Genomic DNA, 22,388 nt, shown 5'->3' on the forward strand with positions numbered 1-22,388 from the left:
CTCGACTCTTGACTCGCGGCTCCACCGCACCCGCCCCGGCACTTAGAATTGCGGTCTATGAGTCAAAAGCCCGTGAGTTCCGATCCCATGGGGTCGAAGGCGTCGCGATCGTTGCCCGCCGTCCGCGCCGCGAAGCCGGCAACCATCCTTGACGTTGCGGCTGCCGCCGGTGTCTCCCGCCAGACGGTTACGCGGGCCATGAACGGTATGCCGGGCATCAAGTCTTCAACGCGGGAACGCGTCCTTGAGCTCGCCCGTGAACTCAACTACACGCCCAGCCGCTTCGCTCGCGGACTTGTACAGGGCTCCCACGTTTCGGTAGGCCTGGCCATCCCCGACTTAGGTAATCCGTACTATCCGGCTTTCGCCTCCAGTGTCGTCGAACAAGCAACCGCAAGGGGCTGGCACGTGGTAGTTGACGACTTCGGCCACGGTGGACGCAGCGCTCTTGATGCCGTCGAGCGCCTCGCTCCACAAGTGGATGCTGTCATAGGGTATTTAGGCGCGGACGCAGACCGTGCGCTAGTCCTGATGTCTGGCCGGCCACTGGTTGCGCTGGACTTCGCGGACGAAGGGTTCGCAGGTGCCTCCATAGCATTCGATTACGCCCGCGCGGCCTCAGCCGCCGTCGGGTATCTTCGCCGGCAGGGTCGTCAGCGCATTGTCTACATCGACTGGCCGGGCGCGGGAGCAAGCACCGGCACTCTGGATCCGCTTGGCCGAGGCCTATCTGTCCGCGGCAGCGCATTCGCCGCGCTGCTGTCGGATGCTTCCCCGGGAACTTCGACCCAGTCCGCGAGTCCCCATTCAGTCGTAAGGGCAGCGGGCGAGTCTGCTGCTGCCGCCAAGGAAGCCGTGGAAGCCCTGCTCGAACGGTCTCCCGATACCGACGCAGTCATCGCCTTCAACGACCTCATGGCGGCCGGGGCCCTCAAGGCGTTGGCCCAGGCCGGGCGAAACGTGCCCGTTGATTGTGCCGTGCTGGGCATGGATGGCATTCCCCTCGGCGAACTCCTCACCCCCGAGCTCTCCACACTGGGACTTGACCTGCGAGAGGTCGGCCGGACCGCCGTCGAACTCCTGGACGGCCTCCTCAGTGGTGCAATTCAGCCAGGAACTCCGGAGGTGCGGCGGGTTATCCGCCATGAGCTTCTGTTGCGCGGCTCCGCCTAGCGTCCGGGACCCTGTTCAGCCGCGAGGAATTTCGGTAAGCTTGCCACGTTTCGTGAACGTTCACGAAATTTTCGTAGGTACGCTCCCACCCAGGGAGACCACCTCACAAACTTGCGAATCGAGGACTCCTTTTGGCCGATGAATCCATCACCGCGGCACCTGCAATGACGCTGGCATTTGCCCCGAAGCGTGAGCTGGACCTGAATTCCAGCTACGTCCGAGAGCTGGAGGACAGAGGCCCGTCGCGGAATACCAAGCCGGCTCGCGCACGCCTGAAGACTGATGCCCCGCGGGTGCTGCTTAACGGCACGTGGCGCTTCCGCGTCTGGGATGGCGCGCGGCAGGTACCCGCCGACGGGTGGCAGCTCGGAGCGTCCGGCGAGACTGCGGGCTGGGAGGAACTTGAGGTTCCCTCGAGCTGGCCCATGCATGGCCACGGCACACCGTGGTACACCAACGTCCAATACCCCTTCGCGGTTGAGCCCCCCCACGTTCCCGACGCGAATCCGATCGGCGACTACTTGCTGGATTTCGACGCCGGCCCCGAGTTTTTTCCTGCATCTGTCCTGGGCTTCGATGGAGTTGACTCTGCTGGCACCTTCTGGCTCAACGGGACCCTGCTCGGGACCTCTCGCGGCAGCCGGCTAACCCACGAGTTCGACGTTTCGGGGGTGTTGCGGCCGGGCCGAAACGTCCTGGCGGTTCGGGTGGCGCAGTTCTCCGCAGCGAGCTACCTCGAGGACCAGGACATGTGGTGGCTGCCAGGCATCTTTCGCGACGTAACCCTGCAGGCCCGCCCCGCCAAAGGCGTGGACGATGTCTTCGTGCACGCCGGATACGACCACGTCACGAGAGAAGGCAAGCTCCTGATTGAGGCGACCCGGGCAGGCGAGGCGATTGACGCCGTCGTACGCGTGCCGGAATTGGGGATCGAAGTGCCGGCCGGCACGGAAGTCCGTATTCCCGACGTCCAGCCCTGGACGGCTGAAACTCCGCGACTGTATTCCGCGGAGGTCGTGGCGCCGGGGGAGACCGCAAACGTGTGGCTCGGCTTCCGGACGATTACTATCGAGGACGCCCAGTTCAAGGTGAACGGACGGCGGATCCTGATCCGAGGCGTCAACCGGCACGAGCACGATCCGCGCCTCGGGCGCGTGGTCACGCCGGAACGCCTGGAAGGTGAACTCCGACTCATGAAGCAGCACAACATCAACGCCGTCCGCACCTCGCACTATCCGCCACACCCGTCCTTCCTCGAGCTTGCCGACGAGTTGGGGTTCTACGTGATCCTCGAGTGTGACCTTGAAACCCACGGTTTCCACGGCGCGCAGTGGGCCCAGAACCCCAGCGGCGATCCCCTCTGGCGTGACGCGTTCCTGGACCGCATGCGCCGGACCGTGGAGCGGGACAAGAACCACGCGAGCGTCATCATGTGGTCTCTTGGCAACGAGTCGCACACCGGGGAGAACCTGGAGGCAATGTCCCGCTGGGCAAAAGACCGGGACCCCTCGCGCCCCATCCACTACGAAGGGGACTGGGCCTGCCCCTACGTGGACGTCTATTCGAGAATGTACGCGAACCAGGCGGAGACGGAATTGATTGGCCAGGGAATTGAACCGGCCCTCGACAATGCGGAATTTGACGCCCGTCGCCGTACGATGCCGTTCATCCTCTGTGAGTATGTGCACGCAATGGGCAATGGGCCGGGCGGCATGTCCGAATACCAAGAGCTTTTCGAGCGCTATCCGCGGCTCATGGGTGGATTCGTCTGGGAATGGATCGAGCACGGGATTTCGCGACGGGACCATGAAGGCCGCGAGTACTTCGTCTATGGTGGCGATTTCGGGGAGGAGATCCACGACGGCAATTTCGTGACCGACGGACTCGTGGACGCCGACCTGAATCCCCGGCCCGGCCTCCTGGATTTCAAAAAGGTCATCGAACCCCTAGCAATCACTGTTGCATCGGATTGGAATTTCTTTGCCGTGCGGAACAGCTTCGATTTCGTCGATACAAGCCACCTGGAATTCCACTGGCGGCTTGAAATCAACGGCGAAATCCACCAGTCCGGCGTCGCGGGGGCGGACGCTGTGGGGCCGGGCGCGGAAGGGCGTGTGGCCCTGCCAGCCGGGCTGCTGGCGGCCGCAGGGAGCTCGACGGCGGTGCTTACCGTGAGCGCAGTCCTCGCCAGCGACTCCGGGTGGGCCGCGGCCGGGCACGAGATCGCTTGGGGCCAAGGGGTGGTCAACCGACCGAAGCTGCCCGAGGTTGATTCCCCGTCCCCGGTTGAGGACCAGGACCAGGCGATCGTTGTGGGGCCGGCACTCTTTGATCGCGCCAGCGGGCGGCTGATTGCCCTGGGCGATCTGTCCGTCAAGGAATTCCGGCTGAATCTTTGGCGTCCGGACACCGACAACGACAACGGCCGTGATTTTGAACAGCCCGATGCGCGTCCCCTCGCTGAGCAGTGGAGGGAGGCAGGCCTCGATCGGATGCATTCACGGCTGATCGGACTGGATGCGGAAATTACCGAGGCTGGCGTGGAGGAGTTGGTCGTCCGGACACGGATCGCAGCTGCAGACAAGAAGTTCGGTGCTTTCGTGACGTTCAGATGGCAAGGAGGAGGTAACCGCGCAGCTGTCCATGCGGAGGTGATGCCGGACGGTGACTGGCCAGTGCCGTGGGGACGGATTGGCGTCGAGTTGGTCCTGGCGGGAACTGCCCGCAACGTCACGTGGTTCGGCGACGGGCCGCACCAGTCCTACCCCGATACGGGGCAAGGCGCCCGGACGGGTTGGTACTCCCTTTCGGTCGACGAATTTGATGTCCCTTATGTCCGCCCGCAGGAGTCCGGTGCCCGCGGGGCCGTGGACACCGCAGAACTCCGCTTTGATTCCAGTGGCCTTGCCGTGCATGCCGAGTCCTGCTACTTCACGGTGCGGCCATACAGCCTGCGGACGTTGGCTGACGCCGAACACCAGCCGGACCTGGCGGTGGACGGCGATACGTATGTCTACCTTGATGCCGCGATGCACGGTGTTGGTACGGCGGCATGCGGTCCGGGAGTCCTCGAGAAGTACCGGCTTGAGGCCCGGGCCGCCGAATTCGGATTCGCCTTCGACATCTTGTGACCAGGGTGACGTAGCGGGATCCGTGCCCGACGCCGGGCTGGCGGCCTATGCGGCCAGCCCGGATGGGGCGCATTCCATTCCCTCGTTGAGGATCTAGTCATCCTCGTTGTTCCGAGTGTCCGCGGACACAACGAGGTGCTTGTAGCTGCGTCGGTGGGCGAAATACCCGCGGTAAGGAAGGACGATGACGGTGTCGATTCCGCCTTTCCATGCAGGAATAAGGTTCTGCAGGCTCCTGCGTTCGGCATCATCCGGGAATTGGGGCATGAGGCATTGTTCCCGGACTGATCCGAGAGCGCCATCCTATGAATGCAGATGCGCACCCGATATCCTCCGATCAGCGTCCAGTTATGAGGCAACACCATGAAACGCATTAGGTTATCGCGATGTCTGGTTCCGTCCCTGCTTCTCACCATGCTGCTGACATCGTGCGGCGGCAAGGTAACGGGCGGACCGGGAACGGCGGAGCCCACGGCGAACGCCACTAGCTCAACTCCTGGTTATGCCAGCAGCGTCGTTCCAAGCAGTGGCCCGATAGCATGCGTTGATTGGGTCCGGTTCGAGACCCCTCAGGACCAATACGACAAGGCTGCCGTGGTGCTCATCGGAAAGTCTGTTGGCGAGGTCGGCCTGACCACCATTTACGGCTCCAAGGCCGCAACCCACCTTCTTGAAGTCGAGCAGGTTCTCAAGGGGAATCCCGGTGAGGGGAACCTACGCATCTCATCCATGCCCCAGACCTGCTTTGGAAGCGAGTCCTACCTCGACGGCGATCCGCTCGACACCAGTCAGAGGGTTATCATTTTTGAGACCAAGCAGGGCGGCGAGTGGTTCACAATGACCCCCGCACAAGGAGTCTTGCCATTCCCCAAAGACTCGAAGCTTCCCTTTCACTGAGCCCAGCCCTTGCCCATGAACTGCCGATAAATCCCTTAGACATACTCTCGTGTAGTTGTCACCAGCCTTGACATTGGGACGGCGGCTATTGGTTCGGATGCTATCCGGCAAGTTGCCGGTGCCCTTCACCCTGTTGCTATACGGGACGCATCCACAGTTGGCTTCGGGGTTCCCGTCCCGAGGACCTCCGGCGACGCGGAAAAGGTTTAGTCTCGGAGGTATGGGCAGCGATTCCGTACCGGGCGGGAGGTTCCCGGATACTCCGTCCTACGATGTGCACCGCCGGGTCGTGGAGACGTACGCCCGGGATCTCTCCAATAGCAACAGCCTGCTGGATGCCCTCGCCAAGCGCACGAGGCGCGGAGGGCGCAAGGCCGAGTTCGAGTTCACGTCCACTCCATACGACTTCTGCGAGGTCCTCTGCGTGGCGTCCCCGGAGACCGCCGTGGCCTTGCTAGACGCGGGGATCACCTCGGCAGACGAAGCCGTGGTGTTCCTCGAAGAGCAGGGGCTCGAGGACCTCGTCGAGGACAACCACGACGCGGCGGAGGCGGCGCTCCGCTGGGCGGCCATGCCTTCGGAGGTGCTCGACCGTTTCCAGCACTCGCCCGTGTCCTTCTATGAGGATCCGGAGGGCTTCGAGGAGAAGCTGGGGGAGGACCTGCTCGGCAAGCTTCGGGGGCACCGGACGGTTTGGGCCGCCGTGCAGGAGCGCAGGATCGATCTGCGGGCCATCCTTCAGATCGGTATCTCGCGGTTCCTTGACGCCGAGGACGACGACGGTACTCTTTGTGGGATGCTGGCCAGCCTGAAGTCGGGCGCAGATCAGCCGGTCCTGGCCGAGGAGATCAGCGGCTGGATCGAACGGTTCGGGATCGGGCTCGCGACCCCGAATGAGGTCAAGACGGGCGTCTACCGGCTCGCGGTGCGGCACGGCGGCGACTTCGCTGCCCGGATCCCGCGGGATCTGCGCACCATGAGGCTTGCCAGCGGCCTCTCGCGTGCCGCCTACGGCGGGAGGCGCGGTCTCGACTTCGAGCGGCGCCTGATCCTATTCGGGGCTGAGGTCTTGGCCGCGGCATCGCGGGTGGAAGGGCAGTCACTCCTGCCGGGCGAGCGCGACCTGATGAGGCTGGTCGACGCGGGGATCACCGCCCCGCAGGCGGCCGAGGGGTATCTGAGGGGGATGAGTGCGACCCAGATGATCGGGGTGCACCGGGACGGCATGGTCCCGGGCGTCCCGGACGGCTGGATCTGACGTCCGCCCCGCAGGTTCAGGGGCCCGGGCCGCACCTTCGACCTGGACGACGCGGCAGCGTGCCGGGGCTGTGCAGTCCGGAACCGGTGGCGGGAAAGTAAGGCTCCTCCTGGATCCGACTTTGGCGTGATCGCGGCCGGAGAAGCACCGCCGCACTGATCGAACTTGAGGGTCTATTTTCCATTCCGGCGTGCGCTGGCCGTTGCTGCGATGAGGTGCCTGACGGTTGGCCTCTCCTTGCTCAGGGCTTCTGCCTGCGCTTGAACTGCCTGATCGGCGGCGGTATTCCTTTCCTGGTGTTGGCGCAGGTGATCCTCCCAGGAGCGAACCAGAAACTTCTCCACGAAACGACCCGGGGCGTTGCCATCGGCAAAGAGCCCCCATTGCATCGCGCCGGAGCGTTGTTGTGCTTCGCCGACCTTGCACATCAGCGAGGTGAAGGAATCAACATCGTCGGCAGCGACCTGATAGGTCTTCAGGACCATGACCGGACCGTCTGAGGGGTCGGGTTCAAAGGCCAGTGCGGGTTCGGGCCAATGCGCTGAGGGGGTGAGGTCGAGCTGGCCAATTATCGGCTGCAGCGGCCACGTTGCCACCGACATGGCACAAACACCCAACAGAATGGCGGACATGATCAACACCCAGACGGTGTTCGTCAGCCCGGCAATGCCGCCCCAAAGTAGCGATCCGACCGCCTGGCCACCCATGAAGACCACCATGTATGCGGCAAGGCCCCGTGCTCGCACCCAGTTGGGGAGCATCAGCGGCATCGACGAATTCAAGATGGAGAGCACCACCAGCCATGCGGTGCCCGCCAGAATAAGGACGAGCGCGACCACGATCACGGAGGGGACCATGGCTAGCACCACCGTCGCGGCACCCAGCCCGAGCGCACCTAGGAGACCACCGTAGCCCGCCGACTCCAGGCGCAGGGGGCCGTGAGCAACGACGGGCAGCAACGCCCACAGGGCACTGGCCGGAACGATGAACAACACCGACCGTAGAAGGATTCGCCGCACCGCGGGGGCGCTGCGGATAAATCTCAGACCGGTGCCCAACGCAGCAACGGTGCGCTCCATCGGCAGGGACTGCGCGGCCTGCTTCTTCTCACGCCAGGCTATGAGGACCACCACGACCCCTATGAACGAGACCGCGTTGAGCCCGAACACCAGTGTCGGACCCGATATCGACACCAGCACCCCGGCGATTGCCGGCCCCGCGGCGCGCCCGACATTGACGTTCATGCTGCCGAGCGCTGCAGCCGCTGGAATCTGTGCCCTTGGCACTAGATTCGGCTGGATCGCCTGCCAGGCCGGGGCCGTCAGGGCCTGACCACATCCCATTAGGAACAAAAGCACCAACACCACTACCGGAGTGGTCACACCGGCCCAGGTGAGGACCGCCAGCAGGCCGGCAGTCAACGCCATCGCCGTCTGCACCGAAATGAGCAAATGACGCCGATCGAGCAGGTCGGCAAGCACGCCGGAAGGCAGGGACAGCAGCATCACCGGCAGCGTGGTCGCGACCTGCACCAGCGAAACCAGGGTGGCCGCATTCGGTTCAGTGACTAGCATCCACTGAGCGCCTACCGTTTGCATCCAGGTGCCCACATTGGAGCCAAGCTGAGCGAACCAGAGGCCTCGGAAGATCACCGAGGCCATCGGCCGCCCAGGTGGACGGCTCGGGGCCCTGACGTACCTGGTCAGCCATCGGCCCCACCTGCCTCGGTTGCCACGTCGGCCTGCCGTACCGTCAGATCAGTTCCGCTCGGCTCGACTCTACGCATTCAATATCCTTGTGGTCAGTAAAATGCCGTCAATTGTGATTGTTGACGGTTGATGCTGCTACTTTGTCGGAGTCGTACCCGGGAGGTTCAGCTCCGCTCCCGATACGAACTAACATGCCAGGCTATCCAAATTGGGAGGATATTCACCGCTTCGAGCAATCCGCGGGGAAGGTTGGGCAGGGACGGCGGCGACTGTCAAAGATTAATCATGTGTCCGGTGAGCCCGTGGAAAGATTCCTGCAGGGCCTCGCTCAGGGTCGGATGAGTGTGGACGTTCCGTGCCAGCTCAGTGGCGGTCAGGTCCCATTTCTGGGCCAACGTGAGCTCGGGCAGCAGTTCGGAGACATCCGGCCCTATGAGATGGCCGCCCAGAAGTTCACCGTGCTGCGTTTCGGCGATCAGCTTGACGAAGCCCGTGGGCCCTCCCAAGCCGTGCGCTTTGCCGTTGGCCGTGAACGGGAACGTGCTGACCTTGATGTCATGGCCTTCGTCGCGGGCCTGTTGTTCGGTAAGGCCGAAGCTGGCGACCTGCGGCTGGCAGAATGTGGCGCGCGGCATCATGCGGTAGTCGCCCAAGGGCATGGTCTCTGCTCCGGCGATGGTTTCGGCAGCCACAACGCCCTGCGCCTCGGCGACATGGGCGAGCTGAAGCTTGGCCGTCACATCACCGATCGCGTAGATGTGTGGAACATTGGTCCGCATGTAGTCGTCAATGGCGATCGCTCTTCGGTCGGTTGTTAGCGCCACCCCCGTGCTTTCCAGTCCGAAGCCGCTGACATTCGCGGCAAACCCGATCGAGACCAGCACCCTGTCTGTCCGGAGGCTTCCGGCCGCACCGTCGGCGCCGGTGTAAGTGACAACGACTGATGACCCCTCATCCAGCACCGTTTCCACCTTCGTCGAGGTGAGGATCGGGATCCCCAGCTTCTTGTACTGCTTGAAGATTTCCTTGGAAACATCAGCGTCCTCGGTTGGGAGCGCTCGGTCCAAGAACTCGATGATCGTTACGTCGACCCCATAGTTGCGCAGGACGTAGGCGAACTCCATGCCAATGGCCCCGGCGCCGACTATCACGATGGATCGGGGCAGCTCCCGGTCCAGAATCTGCTCCTCATAAGTCAAGACATTCGCGCTTGACACGACCCCGGGCAGCATTCGCACGGTCGATCCGGTGGCGATGATGGCGTGGTCGAAGGTGAGGGTCTGGGTTCCCCCGGCGTTCAGGTCCACGTCCATCCTGTGGCTGTCCTTGAAGGTTCCGGAGCCGTCGTATTCGGTGATCCCGTTCTTCTTCATCAGGAAATGCACGCCCCGGACCCGTCCGTCGGCAACCTGGCGGCTTCGGTCAAAGGCGGCGCCAAAGTCAAAGGACACGTCGCCCGTGATCCCGAACATTTCCCCCTGAGTATTGAATATATGTGCAAGCTCTGCGTTGCGCAGCAGGGCCTTCGATGGGATGCAACCGACATTAAGGCACACACCGCCCCAGTACTTCTTCTCGACCACCGCCACCCGCAGGCCAAGCTGCGCGGCACGAATCGCCGCGACATAGCCGCCGGGGCCAGCCCCGAGGATCACGACGTCGAAGTGTTCACTCATGACAACCAACTCTCCTTGGGTTCGGGCACGGGGTAACCCACCGATGACGGCAGATTCAGCATAGTTGCGATATGGCCCGCGCACCCGTGAAATTCGCCTCCCTGCCCCGTAGACACGAGGACCGGGACATGCCCGCCGATAGCCCGTTCTGCCAGCAAACGCCTGCTGCGGCAGGATAGTCGCATCCTTCGGACCTGACGGTTTGGTGCAAGATTCTCCGGGTGACAAATACGGCTGCGCTTCATGGTGCGGGACGTTGACGATAGTGAACCCAGGGTAGAGGCTTGGAACCAGCACCACGTCGGCCGAGCCTGCGGGAGAGTCCATGCCAAAGCCATCCGTCGTCCTCCTTCACAGACCATTCGCTGATTCGTCCAGCATTTTAGTGGCGAGCCCGCGCGGTGCCCGGCTCCGGATGACGTATACAACTACGCCGCGACATTCCTTCACCAACATCTCCTGAACGAATGGCGCTCCCCCGGGACTAGCGAGCCTCGCCGAGATCCACTCACCGACGGTCTTCTCACCCCGGAAAACTCCGCCCTCCTCCTCATCGACTACCAGCCAACACAAGTGCAGTCGATCAACTCGATCGACAGAGCGCAACTCATCCGAAACATCGCGACGACGGTAAAGCTCGCTCGCACATTCGATATTCCGATCGTCTTATCGACGGTCAACGTGGCCACTGGTCGAAACAAGGGTACGATCCCAGCCCTCGCCGAGCTACTGACCGGCGTGCCCTCGTTGGACGGAACATCAATCAACGCGTGGGAGGATGTGGCATTTCGAGCGGCAGTCAGCGCGACCGCGCGAAAGAAGCTGGTCATAGCCGCGCTTTGGACCGAAGCATGCCTCACCTTCCCCACCCTCGATGCGCTCCGCGAGGGCTTTGAGGTCTTTCCAGTCGTCGACGCGGTCGGCGGCACTCCGGTCATTGCCCACGAAACAGCGATCACGCGTGTCACACGGGCTGGCGCCCAGCCGGTCAGCATTGCCCAACTGGCCTGCGAGCTGCAACGCGACTGGAATCGAACCGACACGGTCCAGGCGTTCGTCGACGAACTCACTGAAGCAGGTATCTTCCTCAAGCTGGGCTAGGAGACCGTTGAAATAGGGCGCATTTGTCTTCGTTGTCGGTACCGCAGGAGCCGTGAAGTCGGCGGATGGCGGGAAGAACCGGATTGCTGCCGTATTCGTATGTGACCAGGTCCTGTAGCAGAAATAAGTCGGCGTAGCCCCGGAAGTCGCCAAACAAGTCGAAGAAGTCGGCGTACAGCGCCAAGGTGTGGCTCAGCGGGCTGGCCTCGGCGGGCGCCCCCGCGAGGGATGCTCAACCGGACGACCGTGAGAAACTGAGCGAATGATTCTGGAGCACGCGATCCTCCCCGTCCGTCCCGGCAGCGAGTCCGAGTTCGAAGAGGCATTCCGGATGGCACGACCTCTGATCAGCCAGCAGACGGGTTTCCGCAGTCTTTCGATTTCACGCTCGATCGAGACCCCAAACCTGTACCTTCTCCTCGTTGAGTGGGATTCGGTCGAAGCCCATACTAACGGCTTCCGTGGGTCCGCAGACTATGAGCGGTGGAGGGAGCTGCTGCACCATTTCTACGACCCTTTCCCGGTCGTTGAGCACTTCACAACGGTGCCATAGCCGATCCTTTCCGGGACGCGTCGAAGAGAATGAGCTCAGACCGACCGTCGTCCGCTGTCACTCCTCGAATCTGCGAGAATCGGGCGACCGGCCGGACGCTGGGAGTCTCCTGCATCCTGATGGATGCCGTGTTGTGTTCGTTCGTGAAGTAGTAAGCCACCGAGGCCGGGTGTGGAGCTCGTGCTGGCGGGAGCCGTGCCTGTTCATCGGTCCCGTGAAGGTCTCCGCTACCGCCGCAGACTTTCCGAGGGCCGTTCCCCAAAGGTGTCCAGATACAAAGCCGAGAAGCGTCCCTGATGGGAGAAACCGCAGCGTTCCGCTATCGAAATGATGGTTTGCTCGCCGGGCTCCGCCTCGAGAAGCATTTCCCGGGCGCGGTCCAGCCGTACCCTCCGCAACAGTTCCGACGGCGTTGCCCCGGTCTCGGAGCGTAGGGCAAGTTGAAGGGTGCGGACCGAAACCCCGAGGTTCTCCGCTATGTCAGGCATGGCGAGTTCCTCCGCTGCGTGACGTTCCAAAAGCTCCCTGAAGCGCCGAACCAGTCTGCTCTCGGCATCTCGGTCGCGGTCCCCGCTTACCGCAGGCGTGTCATCCATTGCCAAGAGCAGTCGGGACAGCATGGTGTCCACCAGAAGCTTCTGGACAAAAACTGGAGCGACGCCTGGGGTCTCGCTGATCATGTCATCGTGAAGTTCGACGACGGATCTCAGGAAGGCTCGCCCGGCAGCCGTAGCGAGGTTCATCGAATACCCAAGGTCCAGGGCTTTCGCAGCGCCCTCGCCATAGACCTGCTCGGCTACGGAAGCGAGTGCCAAGCGACGCACGTAGACGATCAAATGTGGGGTTCCTTGATCCCAGGCCATTGAAAAGGGGCGATCGACGGGTGGAACTGTCGCAACTCTGGGGCTGGAATCCACGGTGTTTGAGCCCACGTCCATGCGGGCGTGCCCCGCCAGTGGAATCTGGATCAGATGGAAGCTCTCCAGGCCTTGGGGGTCGATCCGGACGTCCGCACCGTAGTCCAAGTACTCGATTCCGACGTCGCCTCTGTGCAGGGAGCGCAGCTTCATGTCCACGGACGTTCCACGCGTCCGAGGAACCAGGTCGTGGCCGCAGAACAATGTAGCGATCTTTTCGTGTGCGTCATCGACGTCGGTCGTGGCGACCGTGGGGAGGCCCCTCAAGACGTCGCGCGGAAGAATCCTGACCACTGGCACCCGACTTTCCCAGGGTTTCGCTTTTCGGATGTGCCCTGCGCCAAGTGGATATACCGGTTTTCAGGGTGTGAATAGAGTCACTTCTAGGACAAGTATGACGCAGGTCATATAAAAGCAACAACGAATCCACCTTAGCGAGGTGAGCGGAAGTGAAGAACGTCAAGCTCGTGCACGAGCGGCGCGTGGAGTGGGAACGGACCCACCCACGGCCAATCCCAAGGCCATCCGCGAAGTAGGCGACCGTCCCACCCAAGCAATGAACCATCCCACTGATTACCCATGAAAGGTTTGGCGATGTCCGGACTCTCAGGCAGGACCGCGATCGTAACCGGAGGCGCGACAAAGATCGGCCAAGGCGTAGCTGCCGCCCTACGCGACGCGGGCGCCGCCGTCGTCGTGGCAGATATTGACGCCGCAGGAGGCGCCCAACTCGATGCCCTGGGGAGCGGCATCCACTTTTCGCAGACCGACATCACCGACGATGCGGCGCTGTCCCGCCTCATGGATGAAACTGTCGCACGGCACGGCAGCGTCGACATCCTCGTGAACCTGGCCTGCACTTATAAGGACGACGGTGCGGAATCCGGCCGGAGCGACTGGCTTGAGGCACTGAACGTCAACCTGGTCAGCGCTGTGATGGCCGCAAAGGCCGCACGGCCCCATCTGAAGGCCACCCGGCACGGAGCCATTATTAACTTCACTTCGATTTCCAGTTCCGTTGCCCAGACGGGGAGATGGCTTTACCCCGCCAGCAAGGCGGCCCTTGTTCAACTGACCAGAAGCATGGCGGTTGATTTCGCCGAGGACGGCATCAGGGTCAACTCGGTGAGTCCGGGGTGGGTCTGGAGCAACATCATGGATACCCTCAGCAACGGAAACATCGGCAAGACGGATGCTGTCGCCGCGCCGTTTCATGTGCTGAAGAGGGTTGGCCGTCCTGAGGAGATCGGCGAGGTCGTCGCCTTCCTCGCAGGTGATCGGGCAAGTTTTGTCACCGGTGCCGACTGGGCGGTCGACGGCGGGTACTCGGCGTTGGGCCCGGAACGGGCCGAGGAAACCATACCCCTGCTCGCAGCTGAAGAGAGGTGAGTGCAAGTGAAGAACGTCAAGGTGGTTCACGAACCGCGCCAAGGCTGGGAACAAACCTGCCCAAACCGGCGCCAAGGCCGGCCATCAACTAGTTTTCCGCTCCCAGTGGGGCTAGATTCCGATACCGTGTTCGCGGCGGCGGGACCCAATTCATTCAGACATGCCGAGAAAATCTAAGGACAAAGGGGCAACAACATGACACAACGCCATATCACCATCGTTGGAGCAGGGCAGTCGGGGCTGCAATTAGGAATCGGGCTGCTGGATGGCGGGTTCGCCGTAACGATGGTTTCCAACCGAACTCCCGAGGAAATCCGCGATGGCAAGGTCTCCTCAAGCCAGTGCATCTTCCACGATGCCTTGGAACATGAACGCAGCCTCGAACTCGATTTCTGGCCGGACGCTCCGACTGTCGACGGGATCTCGTTCACCATCCCTCATCCTGAAACTCCGGGAGAAAAGGCCATTGGCTGGGCCTCCCGGCTGGACAACCCTGCCAAATCAATTGACCAGCGAGTGAAGTTCCCGCGATTCATGGAAGCCTTTGTTCAACGAGGCGGCGAACTGATATTTGAGGATGCGGGAGTGGAGGAACTCGAAAGGTACGCACGGGAATCCGATCTCGTTATTGTCGCTGCGGGTAAGGGCGAAATAGCGCAGCTCTTCACCCGGGACGCCGAGCGAAGCACCTACGACGCACCGCAGCGAGCGCTTGCGCTGACGTACGTGAACGGCATGACGCCCCGGGAGGAATATTCTGCCGTTTCCTTCAACCTCATCCCCGGGGTCGGGGAATACTTCGCCTTCCCCGCGCTGACAACTACGGGCCCCTGCGAAATCATGGTCTTCGAGGGCATTCCAGGCGGCCCGATGGACTGCTGGAAAGGCCTCACGCCGCAGGAGCACCTGGAAACCTCCAAGAACATCCTCAAAGCCTTCCTGCCGTGGGAAGCAGACCGTGCTTCCGGCGTCGAACTGACCGATTCGAACGGTTTCCTGCAGGGACGGTTCCCGCCGACGGTCCGCCACCCCATCGCTACGTTGCCCAGCGGCAGGCAGGTGCTGGGCCTGGCCGACGTCGTGGTCCTCAACGATCCAATCACCGGCCAAGGATCCAACAATGCGAGCAAATGCGCAGCTTCTTACCTGAAGAGCATCAAGGAACACGGTGACGGCGTCTTCGACGGTGCCTTTATGCAGGCCACCTTCGAAAGCTACTGGAACTACGCGAAGCACGTAGCTCAATGGACAAATGCCCTCCTGGCTCCACCCCCGCCGCATGTCCTGGAGCTCCTTGGGGCAGCGAACCAGTCAGCGGAAATCGCCAACCGGTTCGTGAACGGATTCAACAATCCGCCGGACTTCCAGGAGTGGTTCATGTCCCCGGACAAGGCGGCCGCTTACTTGGCGAGCGTCGACGCCGCCAGGGTCTCCTAGCCGCTCCTCTGGAAATTTGCTGAACAACGTCGTGTGAAGGAAGTCTGGAAATGCGAAAGATTGCAATTATCGGTGCCGGTGAATCCGGTGCCCAGCTGGCCCTGGGCCTGCAACGGGAGGGGTACGCGATTACGCTCTTCTCGGATCGCTCAGCCACCCAAATCCGGACGGGCAAAGTCATGTCCAGTCAGTGCATGTTTGCTACGGCCCTCGCCGCGGAGGCCCAGCTGGGCCCGGCGCTAAGCGGACTCTATGACAGCGGAGCCGTGCCCGCGATCAATGCCATCCGAGTGCGGGTCGACCTCGAAGGCTCGGCGGATCCGATTGACTGGGAAGCGCCTCTGGACGCTCCGGCGCGGTCGATCGACCAACGGATCAAGAGTGCCGCCTGGATCGAGGCGTTTGTAGCCGCCGGCGGGGACTTCCGAATCGAGAAAGTCACGCCGCGCATGCTCGAGGAACTCACACGCGACTACGAACTGGTCATCGTCAGCACCGGAAAGGGCGAGATCGGCCAGATCTTTCCCCGGGACAAGGCCAAGTCACCCTTCGACCGTCCGCAGCGGGTCCTCGCACTCAACTATGTCAGCGTTGGCAACCCGGGCCGGGAGCAGCCCGGGGCGGAAGAGCCCGGCGCCGGGGAGCTGCCCGGGCAGCGCGGAGACAGCATCCGCATGTCCATGGTCCCCGACGTCGGGGAATTCTTCACTTTTCCCGGACTGACCGTCTCCGGACCCTGCCAAATGATGGTCTTCGAGGGAGTCGTGGGCGGTCCCATGGACCGCTGGACCGACGTCCGCACTCCGGATGAGCAGCTGCAGCGTTCGCTGGAAATCCTGGAGGAACACTTCCCGCATGAAGCAAAAAACTTTGCGGATGCCGTCCTCACGGACGAAGGTGCGACTCTCCTGGGGCGCATCACCCCTACCGTGCGTTCCGCAGTGGGGGAGTTGGGCAACGGCGGACTGGTTTTCGGCCTCGGAGATGCCGTGCTGCTCAACGACCCACTCACGGGCCAGGGCTCAAACAATGCCACCCTGGCTTCCCAGTATTATCTGGACTCCATTATTCGCAGGGGGCAGGAGCCCTTCGACCGGAAATGGATGGAACGGACCTTCGACGAATTCTGGCGCGGCTGGGGTCAATGGGCGGTCACCTGGACGAATGACATGCTCAAGCCACGCAGGGAACACCAGAAGGCGGCGTTGGGCGATGCTTCGGCGCACCCCGCTTTGGCCTCAAGCTTTGCGGCCGGATTCGATGATCCCCGAACCTTCTATCCATGGTGGTTTGACCCCGCTGCTGCGGCGGATTTCGTGCAGTCCAAGAAATCGGAAGACTTGGCCGCCTTTGACCTCAGGGACTTCAGGGGGGCGCTTGGACAGTTTGCCACCGGCGTCACGGTGGTCACCACCCTTGCGCCGGACGGACGAAAGGTGGGTATGACCGCCAATTCCTTCACCTCCGTCTCCATGGAACCCCCTCTGGTGCTGTGGTGCCCCAGCAAGCGGGCTCCAAGCCTCAGCGACTTTGAGGAATCCACCCATTTCGCGATCAATATTCTTGCGAGCGACCAACACGTGCTGTCGCGGCAATTCGCCACTCCCTCTATCGACAAATTCGAGGGAGCCGAGACATCGGAAGGAATTGCTGGAGTTCCCCTGTTGGATGGGGCGGTGGCCACGTTCCAGTGCAGGACCGTATCCCGGCACGACGCCGGCGACCATGTGATCTACGTGGGTGAGGTGGAGGAATACGAAAACCCGGGCGGGGCGCCCTTGGTGTTCCACGGCGGGAAGTACCACGCCACCGCCAGCCATCCGGACTTCTGAGAGGAGGCACCGCATGACCTCCAGCGAAATAGCGATCATCGGTTCAGGGATCAATTCCCTGGTGGCCGCAGCGGAGCTCGCCCTCGCGGGAAAGCAGGTGTGCCTGATCGAACGGCAGGACAGGCTCGGCGGCTTCATCCACTCCTCGGAACGGACGCTGCCAGGTTTTGTCCACGACACCTTCTCCTCGTGGCATCCCTTGTTCGTCTCGGGAGGCGCCTATCAGTCCTTGGGACGGGAACTGCATGCCAGGGGGCTGGAATACTGCAACACCGACGGCGCCGTAACAGCCAGCGTGGCTGCCGATCCCCGGACCGGTGCACAGCGGGTTGTCATAGCCCACCGCGACCCGAGTGTCACTGCGGCGGGGCTCCATACCCCGGAGGATGAACGCGCTTACCTCACGATGCTGGAAGACCTCGGCCGTAATGCCGGCACCATTTTCGGTGCATTCGGGGCTGAACTTCGATCCTTCAAGCAGGTCCTGAAAATCGCCTTCGGCGCCTTGAATCGAGGACGGTTCAAGGGCACAGAAGCGTTCGTGCGGGACTCCGTGATGAGCGGACGCAACTACCTCAGGAGCCGGTTTGACGGGTGGGAAACAGACCAGCTCTGGTCCCCGTGGCTTCTCCACGCCGGCCTTGGCCCAGACCAGGCCACTGGTGGCGTCATGTTGCCCGTCATGGCAATGAGCATGCACACCCACGGCCTTCCCGTGGTCAAAGGTGGTGCCTCGCACTTTGTTGCCGCCTTTGAGTCCCTGCTGCGTGAAAAAGGCGTACGAATTCTGTTGGATACAGATGTGGACGAAGTCCTCGTGGAAGCCGGCAAGGTTGTAGGCCTGAAGACGTCCAACGGCCCCATCGACACGAGGGCGGTCCTTGCCAACGTCTCTCCGCAAGCCCTATACACCCGGCTGCTCAGCCAAGCACCGGACGGCGCAGCCAAAGCCGCCGTACGGTACCAGAACGGCCGCGGCGCAATGCAGATCCACCTCGCTCTGGACAAGCCCGTGGAATGGCTGGACGCCAGGCTGAACACGGTTCCCCTCGTGCACGTGAGCAACGGCTCAGACAGTACGGGCATAGCGTGCGCCCAGGCCGAAGCGGGTCTGCTGCCGGCGGAACCGACCGTGGTGGTCGGGCAGCAGTGCGTACTCGACCCGTCAAGGGCCCCCCGAGGCAAGGCGACGCTCTGGTTGCAACTGCAGGAAGTGCCCTTCGCGCCCAAAGGGGATGCCGCAGGGGTGCTTGCCACGGACAACGGCTGGTCCGCAGAGCTGAAAGAACAGTACATGGAACGTGTCCTGTCCAGAATTGAACAGTTCGCGCCTGGTACGCGCGACTCGGTCCTGGCATGGGACATCCTGGCACCCACTGACCTGGCCTCGGAGAACCCCAACGCCGTCAAAGGCGACCCCTACGGGGGATCTGCTGAGCTCTTCCAGAATCTGCTGTGGCGTCCCTTCCCTGAGGCAGCGGGACACATGACCCCAATCAGGGGGTTGTGGCATATAGGCGCTTCCACCCACCCCGGTCCGGGGCTTTCCGGCGGCTCGGGTCACCTCGTAGCCCAAAGACTGAACAAATCAACCAAACCATAGGAGAACAAATGTCTGTCCTCAGCGGGCTCACGGCGGCCCTGTCCGATGGCTCCATAGAAGTCATCGACCTCACGACTCCCCTCAGCGGTGACACCCCCGTACTGAGCCTGCCACAGCCGCTCGCCAACACCGTGGGTCTTACACTCTCGTCGGTGAGCAATTTCGACGACGCCGGACCCGCATGGGCCTGGAACGACGTCACCGTGGGCGAGCACGCCGGCACGCACCTGGATGCACCTGTCCACTGGATCACGGGCCGCGAGGGAAAGTCAGTGGACCGGATTGAGCCCCGGCGCCTGGTGGGCCCCGCCGTCGTCATCGACAAGAGGGCCGAGGTAGCGCAGGACCCTGATTTCCTGCTCGAACCGGAGCACCTTGAACAGTGGCAAGAAGAGCATGGGCAACTGCCAGAGAACTGTTGGGTGATCTTCAGGACCGGCTGGTCCGCCCGCGGAGGAAATGCGTCGGACTTCGTCAATGCTGACGAAAGCGGCCCACATACTCCCGGTGTCTCTGTTGCAGGCGCCAAGTGGATTGCCGGCAACGACAGAATCAGCGGGTTCGGCGTGGAAACCGTCGGCATCGACGCCGGCCAGGCGGCAACCATGGACCCCATGTTCCCGGTCCACTCCTTCCTCCTCGGCGCGGACAAATACGGAGTGACATCGCTCCGGCAGCTTGACCGTCTCCCGGTGGTCGGCGCGACCCTGGTGGTCGCGCCGTTGCCGATCGTCGGCGGAACCGGCAGCCCGAGCCGTGTCTACGCACTGGTGGAGGCTTCATGAGCGGGAAGGTTCAAGTGTCCGCGCTGGTAGGGAGGACCCTCGCCAGCTTGGGGGTCGGACATGTCTTCGGCGTGGTTGGCAGCGGCAACTTTGAGGTCACCGATGCGCTCATCAAGGAAGGGGTTCCCTATACGGCGGCCAGGCACGAGGGAGGGGCGGCCACCATGGCTGATGCGTACTCCAGGATGTCGGGGAAAGTGGGCGTGGTGACAACCCACCAGGGTTGTGGTCTGAGCAACGCGATCACGGGAATCGGAGAAGCAGCGAAGAGCCGCACGCCCCTCATCGTGCTCACCGCCGACACCCAGGCCGCCGCGATCCGGTCGAACTTCAAGATTGACCAGGACGCGCTTGCCCGAAGCGTCGGAGCTGTGCCCGAACGGATCCATACGGCCGACACCGCAATCGCAGACACGGTGAGGGCCTTCCGGACCGCCGTCAATGAACGTCGCACCGTTGTCCTCAACCTGCCCCTTGACGTGCAAAACGCAACGGCGCCGGATCTGGTTGGCGATGTTGGGATTCGGGAACCATCCCGGATCAGGCCTGATGCCGCTGCCGTGGAAGAACTTGTGGGCCTGATTGCCGCGGCCCGCCGTCCGGTTTTCGTCGCGGGACGCGGCGGGAGGGGCGCCAGGGACTCCATCCTGGCACTGGCCCGGCATGCGGGGGCGCTCGTGGCAACTTCCGCCGTCGCAAGCGGGCTGTTCAACGGCGATTCACACAACCTGGGCATTTCCGGTGGCTTTTCGTCCCCGGTTACTGCGGAGCTCATCAGTGGCGCGGACCTGATCGTCGCTTGGGGCTGCGCCCTGAACATGTGGACCATGCGGCACGGAAGGCTGATTTCCGCCGGCACCAAAGTGATCCAGATCGACGTCGAGGACGCCGCCTTGGGCGCCAACCGGCCGATCACCCTCGGTGTGCTGGGCGATTCTGCCCTCGTGGCGGAGGATGCTGTGGCGGCCTTGCGCAGGATCCAGCCGGCCTCCGCGGAAAAGTACCGAAGCGAGCAGAACGCGTTGACCATCAAGCACGGCTCACGGTGGCGGGACGTCGAAACACCTGACCTGTCCACGGCAACGTCCATCGATCCGCGGGTGATCAGCCGGGAACTCGATTCGATCCTCCCGGCTGACAGGATCGTCGCCGTCGACTCGGGCAACTTCATGGGATACCCGAGTCAATATCTGGAGGTGCCGGACGAGTTCGGCTTCTGCTTCACCCAGGCCTTCCAGGCAATCGGCCTGGGCCTGTACACGGCCATTGGTGCAGCCGTCGCTCGCCCGGATCGTCTGCCTGTCCTCGGCGCGGGCGATGGCGGGTTCCTGATGGGCATCACGGAACTGGAAACGGCCGTGCGCCTCAAACTGCCCCTCGTCTGCATCATCTACAACGACGCCGCCTACGGCGCCGAGGTCCACCACTTCGCCGAACAGCACGAGGACGCAGAGCTGGGCACCGTGTGCTTCCCGGATACCGACGTCGCAGCCATCGCCAAGGGATACGGCGCCGACGGCGTGACGGTCCGCACGGTGGATGACCTCCAGCCGGTGCGTGACTGGGTTGCTTTGTACCGCAACGGAAAGCAGGAACGTCCACTCGTGATCGATGCAAAGATTGCCTCGGATGGTGGATCCTGGTGGCTGGCGGAGGCGTTCCAAGGCCACTGACTGGAACCCGCAGGCCGTGCCCTCAACGAAGGGGTGTTCATTCAGCGAAGGGGCCGGGTCCGGCAAAAACGGGCCCGGCCCCTTCGGACGGCTGTGCTGTCCGGACTAATTTGCGCCGACGACGGACAACGCGTAGCGCTGGGCCTTGGGGCCAAGGAGTTCGTGCAGTTTCGTGAAGAGTTCCTGGGCGGCGAGGCCGTGCCAGTTATCGGGTAGGTACTCTTGGGGAAGTCCGGGGTCCATGTAGGGCAGCCGACGCCATTGGGTGACCATGGGGACATAGTCGGCGAAGGCCTGCTTCAGCAGCTCGGGAGACTCGGAATCCTCTTGTTCGTGCTGCAGCCAACGCTGGAGGACAGGCTCGTGTTGCTCCATGAAGTCGGTGTAGAGGGCTTCAAGCGAGGGCAGGTCCCACCATTGCCCCACTTTCTCGTGGATGTGTCTTTCCGTCAGGTGGGTTGCCTTGAACAGGTCGACATAGTCCATGAGTCCGGCGCGTCGAAGTTGCTGTTCCACCTCGTGTGCCAAATTGCCGGGTGCGATCCACAGGCCCGGGGATACCTGACCACACCCGATACGGGTCAGGATGGTCCTCAGCTTGTGACGTAGGTGCCTCTGGGCTTCGGGGACGGAGAACGATGCCAGGAGCCAGGCGTCGTCCTTCTTGGCGCGGCGCGGAGAGAAAATGCGTTCGTCGCCTGCCGTGAAGACGTCCTCAAGTTCGGGTGAAAGCTTGTAGGCAGCGGAGCCTCCGCGCTTCAAGCTGACGAGCACGCCGCGTTTCTTCAACCGCGACACGGAAGACCGTACGCCTGCAGACTCCACTCCCAGGTCACCTAGAAGCTGTATGAGGTCGGCAACAGCGAATATCCCGTCCTGGTTGCGGGCGTAGAGGCCATACACGGTAACGATCAAGTGTTGATGGCGTGGCATCGGGGCAACGTCGGGGACTGCATCGGCGTTGGCCATTCAGTACTACCTCTATTGGTTCGGGTTTCAGTGACAGTCATAGGCTACATCGGCATGACCCGGTGTCAGATGAACGTCAGGCCGGCCCAGGCAGTTGCAACAGGTGTGGTGCCACCAAACACGGCCCTGAACTCTTCCTCAAGCAAGGCCTTCACGGAAAGTTCGTGGGCATTTTCCTTGTCTTCTTCAAAGCGTGAACCAGACATCTTCGCCTCCTTGGAAGTGCAAGTAGAACGGAACACTCTTGTGTCCGCGATACATGCGGCATGAACCAAGTGTATGACG

19 protein-coding genes are annotated in these 22,388 nt (G+C 62.6%); 12 read left to right on the forward strand and 7 right to left on the reverse strand.

Going from position 1 to position 22,388, the window contains the following annotated elements:
* The first annotated feature begins 57 nt into the window (after positions 1-57).
* Together QRN59_RS06130 and QRN59_RS06135 are read left to right on the forward strand one after the other, a co-directional pair.
* The gene (locus QRN59_RS06130) at positions 58-1,173 is read left to right on the forward strand and encodes a LacI family DNA-binding transcriptional regulator (RefSeq protein WP_284981618.1); all 1,116 of its coding nucleotides are present in this window, start codon (positions 58-60) and stop codon (positions 1,171-1,173) included.
* Positions 1,174-1,304: 131 nt separating this feature from the next.
* The gene (locus QRN59_RS06135) at positions 1,305-4,304 is read left to right on the forward strand and encodes a glycoside hydrolase family 2 TIM barrel-domain containing protein (protein WP_350225222.1); all 3,000 of its coding nucleotides are present in this window, start codon (positions 1,305-1,307) and stop codon (positions 4,302-4,304) included.
* A gap of 93 nt (positions 4,305-4,397) precedes the next feature.
* Here QRN59_RS06135 and QRN59_RS06140 read toward each other — a convergent pair whose 3' ends face one another.
* Positions 4,398-4,571, reverse strand: a complete 174-nt coding sequence (locus QRN59_RS06140; RefSeq protein WP_284981619.1) for a hypothetical protein — start codon at positions 4,569-4,571, stop codon at positions 4,398-4,400.
* A gap of 330 nt (positions 4,572-4,901) precedes the next feature.
* Between QRN59_RS06140 and QRN59_RS06145 the strand changes: the two genes are divergently transcribed.
* The gene (locus tag QRN59_RS06145; RefSeq protein ID WP_284981620.1) at positions 4,902-5,201 is read left to right on the forward strand and encodes a hypothetical protein; all 300 of its coding nucleotides are present in this window, start codon (positions 4,902-4,904) and stop codon (positions 5,199-5,201) included.
* A 220-nt stretch (positions 5,202-5,421) separates the two neighbouring features.
* Positions 5,422-6,459, forward strand: coding sequence for a hypothetical protein (locus QRN59_RS06150; protein WP_284981621.1), 1,038 nt, complete (start codon positions 5,422-5,424; stop codon positions 6,457-6,459).
* Positions 6,460-6,632: 173 nt separating this feature from the next.
* Here the strand turns inward: QRN59_RS06150 and QRN59_RS06155 are convergent, their stop codons facing one another.
* Both QRN59_RS06155 and lpdA read right to left on the reverse strand, forming a co-directional pair.
* Complete coding sequence (locus QRN59_RS06155) at positions 6,633-8,120, reverse strand: MFS transporter (protein ID WP_284981622.1); 1,488 nt, start codon at positions 8,118-8,120, stop codon at positions 6,633-6,635.
* Between the two features lie 320 nt (positions 8,121-8,440).
* A complete protein-coding gene (gene lpdA, locus QRN59_RS06160; RefSeq protein WP_284981623.1) occupies positions 8,441-9,844 on the reverse strand; it encodes a dihydrolipoyl dehydrogenase in 1,404 nt (467 codons plus the stop codon).
* Positions 9,845-10,303: 459 nt separating this feature from the next.
* Between lpdA and QRN59_RS06165 the strand changes: the two genes are divergently transcribed.
* Positions 10,304-10,945 carry an isochorismatase family protein gene (locus QRN59_RS06165; RefSeq protein ID WP_284981805.1) on the forward strand — a complete coding sequence of 214 codons (642 nt, stop codon included), beginning with the start codon at positions 10,304-10,306 and terminating at the stop codon, positions 10,943-10,945.
* Here QRN59_RS06165 and QRN59_RS24630 read toward each other — a convergent pair.
* Positions 10,932-11,141 carry a DUF6994 family protein gene (locus QRN59_RS24630; RefSeq protein ID WP_502871035.1) on the reverse strand — a complete coding sequence of 70 codons (210 nt, stop codon included), beginning with the start codon at positions 11,139-11,141 and terminating at the stop codon, positions 10,932-10,934. The genes QRN59_RS06165 and QRN59_RS24630 overlap by 14 nt on opposite strands.
* A gap of 66 nt (positions 11,142-11,207) precedes the next feature.
* Here QRN59_RS24630 and QRN59_RS06170 point away from each other — a divergent pair, with 66 nt between their 5' ends.
* Positions 11,208-11,498: an antibiotic biosynthesis monooxygenase family protein gene (locus QRN59_RS06170; protein WP_284981624.1), complete on the forward strand. Its 291-nt coding sequence runs from the start codon at positions 11,208-11,210 to the stop codon at positions 11,496-11,498.
* 227 nt (positions 11,499-11,725) lie between these two features.
* Here the strand turns inward: QRN59_RS06170 and QRN59_RS06175 are convergent, their stop codons facing one another.
* Positions 11,726-12,709: an AraC family transcriptional regulator gene (locus QRN59_RS06175; protein WP_284981625.1), complete on the reverse strand. Its 984-nt coding sequence runs from the start codon at positions 12,707-12,709 to the stop codon at positions 11,726-11,728.
* Positions 12,710-13,009: 300 nt separating this feature from the next.
* On the opposite strand from QRN59_RS06175, the gene QRN59_RS06180 reads away from it, so the two are divergent.
* The 6 genes from QRN59_RS06180 to QRN59_RS06205 all read left to right on the forward strand — a co-directional run bounded on the left by QRN59_RS06180 (position 13,010) and on the right by QRN59_RS06205 (position 21,134).
* On the forward strand, positions 13,010-13,804 hold the full coding sequence (locus QRN59_RS06180; RefSeq protein WP_284981626.1) for an SDR family oxidoreductase: 795 nt from the start codon (positions 13,010-13,012) through the stop codon (positions 13,802-13,804).
* A 195-nt stretch (positions 13,805-13,999) separates the two neighbouring features.
* A complete protein-coding gene (locus QRN59_RS06185; RefSeq protein WP_284981627.1) occupies positions 14,000-15,241 on the forward strand; it encodes a styrene monooxygenase/indole monooxygenase family protein in 1,242 nt (413 codons plus the stop codon).
* A 50-nt stretch (positions 15,242-15,291) separates the two neighbouring features.
* Positions 15,292-17,073: a flavin reductase gene (locus tag QRN59_RS06190; protein WP_284981628.1), complete on the forward strand. Its 1,782-nt coding sequence runs from the start codon at positions 15,292-15,294 to the stop codon at positions 17,071-17,073.
* A gap of 13 nt (positions 17,074-17,086) precedes the next feature.
* Entirely contained in the window at positions 17,087-18,676 is a 1,590-nt protein-coding gene (locus tag QRN59_RS06195; RefSeq protein ID WP_284981629.1) for a phytoene desaturase family protein, read from the forward strand.
* 8 nt (positions 18,677-18,684) lie between these two features.
* Positions 18,685-19,461, forward strand: coding sequence for a cyclase family protein (locus tag QRN59_RS06200; protein ID WP_284981630.1), 777 nt, complete (start codon positions 18,685-18,687; stop codon positions 19,459-19,461).
* Positions 19,458-21,134: a thiamine pyrophosphate-binding protein gene (locus tag QRN59_RS06205; protein ID WP_284981631.1), complete on the forward strand. Its 1,677-nt coding sequence runs from the start codon at positions 19,458-19,460 to the stop codon at positions 21,132-21,134. Before QRN59_RS06200 ends, QRN59_RS06205 begins: the two co-directional genes overlap by 4 nt.
* Before the next feature lie 105 nt (positions 21,135-21,239).
* Here the strand turns inward: QRN59_RS06205 and QRN59_RS06210 are convergent, their stop codons facing one another.
* Positions 21,240-22,103 (reverse strand): PaaX family transcriptional regulator, encoded by an 864-nt coding sequence (locus QRN59_RS06210; protein ID WP_284981632.1) that lies wholly within the window; start codon positions 22,101-22,103, stop codon positions 21,240-21,242.
* A gap of 65 nt (positions 22,104-22,168) precedes the next feature.
* Entirely contained in the window at positions 22,169-22,309 is a 141-nt protein-coding gene (locus QRN59_RS06215) for a hypothetical protein (protein ID WP_284981633.1), read from the reverse strand.
* Positions 22,310-22,388 lie beyond the last annotated feature (79 nt).

Origin of the sequence: Arthrobacter sp. efr-133-TYG-118, assembly GCF_030209755.1 — a bacterium.
In the GTDB taxonomy this organism is placed as follows: domain Bacteria; phylum Actinomycetota; class Actinomycetes; order Actinomycetales; family Micrococcaceae; genus Arthrobacter.